The sequence below is a fragment of the Xenorhabdus eapokensis genome (assembly GCF_001908105.1).
Window position 1 is genome coordinate 1 of the sequence record NZ_MKGQ01000077.1, and the last position, 3477, is coordinate 3477.

General features: G+C 35.2%; 2 protein-coding genes and 1 pseudogene. 1 reads left to right on the forward strand and 2 read right to left on the reverse strand.

Annotation, left to right across the window (positions count from 1 at the left end):
- Positions 1-82 precede the first annotated feature (82 nt).
- Together Xedl_RS19115 and Xedl_RS19120 are read right to left on the reverse strand one after the other, a co-directional pair.
- On the reverse strand, positions 83-781 hold the full coding sequence (locus Xedl_RS19115; RefSeq protein ID WP_074025296.1) for a YqcI/YcgG family protein: 699 nt from the start codon (positions 779-781) through the stop codon (positions 83-85).
- Between the two features lie 42 nt (positions 782-823).
- Positions 824-1978 carry an MFS transporter gene (locus Xedl_RS19120; protein WP_074025297.1) on the reverse strand — a complete coding sequence of 385 codons (1155 nt, stop codon included), beginning with the start codon at positions 1976-1978 and terminating at the stop codon, positions 824-826.
- 1105 nt (positions 1979-3083) lie between these two features.
- On the opposite strand from Xedl_RS19120, the pseudogene Xedl_RS35800 reads away from it, so the two are divergent.
- Positions 3084-3341: pseudogene (locus Xedl_RS35800) on the forward strand (transposase); the annotation flags it as partial.
- Positions 3342-3477 lie beyond the last annotated feature (136 nt).

Genomic DNA, 3477 nt, shown 5'->3' on the forward strand with positions numbered 1-3477 from the left:
GTTGCTCAAAGATGTCGATGAATTTTTGGGATCATATTCATCACATCAAAAACCGGGCATGAAAAAAAGGAGTGTAGCGCTATTATGAAATCTTATTTAAACCATATTGCCACCATTCCAGTGCCCCAGTTGCATAAGAACCAAGTTGTCTAGCACGCTCCATGCCATCATAGTTTGCAACTCGTTTTCTAATATTATTACGGATTTTTCTACCAATAAGATTTTCTCCCGCAATTACATCGAATCGTTCCCGTGGATTAATAATAAAGATTAAATGGCCTCCTAAGTTTCTACTACGCCTTTTTTTATTTTCTGGCGTGCTCATATTGATAAATAACTGCATACCGTCAAAACACATTGACCAGCCTTCTGCATCAGGATCTATTCCAACATTTTCAGGCCAAGGGGCGACATCATTATCATGAAGCTTTTGCAAAATACTCCAACCGTAATTGTGATAACCCTCTATGTTGTTGGCAGAAATTGCGTCTTTGGAGAATGCAACAACCAGTGGATAAGCAGTATCAATTTCTTTATTCCATTTTCTCTCAATGGCTATGAATTCTTTGAGCGCTTCAATTAAATGATTTAACTCCTCATTTGAATTATTTTCAACAAAAATAAACATCAACAATTCTTTCCTAAATGCACGTTTTGAAAAAACACATGGAAAATCAGGGTCATTGAGTTTATTTCTTAAATTATCAAATACCTCTTTATGCCAACCTGTACCTTTTTCTGACAGCGTTCTCTGAGAGATCAGTAACCTAATATTATTCATTTGATAATATTTCCTATAGTGAAATTATTTAAATTGACTAACTCAATGTAATTTTCGAATTTTTGCGAATATCCTCCATGTTATTAGTGAACATATAATTGCTATGATCTGGAATAAGAGAAATATCTCCAGTGCTTTTTCATTCCCAAACAAATCAGCAATAACACCACTGCCAATTACAGGTAGAGAAAAACCAACGTAGGCATATATGAACATCCCAGCGACTGAACGAGCGCGGTTGTGAGGGTCCTTAGATGAAAATAAAAACAACGCTGCAAGATAAATAAATCCATAGCTAGATGCGCTGGTTAATGCAGTACCTATTAAGATCAAACTGGGAGATACGTAATTAACGCCAATAACAATCACCACAAAACCTAGGAAAGTTAAAATGAATCCGATTCGCAATGAACTTTCGTTAGATAAACATCTGGCAAGAGGTTGACTTAAAAAACCCACGAATACAGCCAAAAAAACTGTCATCCCGGTCCAATCACTCAGTGCCAATCTCTCAAGTTCGAGAGGTATTACTCCAATAATCATGCCAGTAGTTGACCATGCAATAGCAATGGCTATACCGTAAATCCAAGTCCCTGCTGGGAATGTCGGCAGTCTGAGCATTGAGACATTTTTACGGGTATACGCTTTGGACATCATTAGGGTGATGATTGCCAGTACGGGGGCAAATGCAATGAAAGCTTCATAACTATATGGAGTGAATGTAGTTCCCTGAAATTTTAAACTAATACTGGTTGCTAATGCACCACTACCGAAACCAAGTGAGGTCATTGATGTGACGAGAAGAGCAGCTTTATCTGCCTTAGCTTCTCCCATCAGTTCTGTCATATATGCTGTACCTGATGTGGTCGCTAACCCTGTACCGATCCCAAGCAATAACCGTGAAATAAACAAACTTCCCCAGCCTGGATAAAGAATAAGTAAAAATGTTGCTACTATTGTTAAAAATAATGCAATAGAAATAGGAAGTCGCCTCCCAACCCTATCGGATAAACCTCCTAAGAATAATAGCGTAGGCATCAAACCTAATACATAAGCAGCAAAGGCAAGAGTCACAGCAGTTGTCCCTACATTACTCATGGATGCATATTGGCTATAAAGTGGGGTCTGAATGTTGACAGCAAAGGTGATAGCAAACATTGCGATAGCAAGTAATATAATTGAAACCTTCGTAGACATTTTATTGTTACCTTATTTAAATGGTGGATTCACATAATGAGTACTACATTAGTATATTCGAAGTAAACACATATGTACTCTCATGAATAACTCATTAGAAATTTTTCCACCTCGGTCTTTTCGGGAAATACTTTTAATCTATTTACAGTAACTATCATCCACTATTAAGACAATTTATTAATTAAAATCATACTGTTGGTGCTCTTGCTGACAACCTTCTTCTAAAAAGAACAAGGATGAGAAAAGGAAATTTATTTCTCTAACTGCTTGTTGGTAATTTCATATATTGCTAACTTTAAGTAATTACAAATGGTTATAATTTTAATTCTTTATTTTAGAGGGCGTGAATCTTTAATAAACTATTTTGTTATCGATATTACTTACTTGCTATCCGAGTTTAGTAACAATGGTATACATAGATCTTTATTCAATTAGAATTAATAATTCACTTTTTCATTCCCAATAGCAATATTTTCGTCTGTTTACTAAAGCATTTTTTATCAAAAAATCAGATGTATTATTAAATAACATTTAACATTTAACATTTAACATTTAACATTTAACATTTAACAACAACAATAATAATTTAATTATGATATTACTCCATTTTAAAAATAATTAATTTCATTAATCTAAACATTATCTCCCTACAGAGTTTTAAATAATACTCATCAATTCATATGACAAAGATAGAGCAAAAAATTTAGTGTGGTTATTATTCTGGCTTTTCATAAATAATAAATTAAACATCATTATAATATAAATAATAGAGTATGTACCCTCTTGAGTTTTGTTAGTCCTCATATGATTATTTATAATCAATCTATATTTTACATTTACACAGTTATGAAGAAAATTTTGAATAGCCTATTATGTTTAAGATTAGATATTTTTCAATCCCTACAATGGCAATAAAGATAAAAAAATAGTATTTTTGATTCATTGTACAAAAAATACACAAAAAAACATTAATAAAACATGTCATGAACAAATTTATTATATTATTTAGGGTTTTTATCCACTATCTTTCCCTGTCAAGATATATCGGAACCTCTAAAAACTTTTCACCGCCACAAAATTGAGTAAAATGTAGACATAGTACATTGCAACGAAACCCCAGTTAGCCCGGCAGATGCTGGAACGAACATTGGATGCCGGCGTTCCCTGTCGCTGGGTGACCGCGGATGAAGTTTATGGCCGTGACCGTCGTCTAAGAGTCTGGCTGGAGTCCCGATACCAGCCCTTCGTGTTAGCCATTCCCTGCAATACCCCCTTATGGTGGCAAGGACCCGAGTATATCCGTGCTAAACGTATTGCCGATACCCTGACCACCGCTGACTGGAAAGCACGGTCCGCGGGAACAGTGTAGTGATGTGATGGACGTCCCCTTTTTCAGCATTAATAGTGCCATCTTTTTTTCCGATGCACTGAATTTCGGGAGAACATCTCATGAATGCGATTAAAGTCATTGGCATTGACCTCGCCAAAAACGTTTTTCA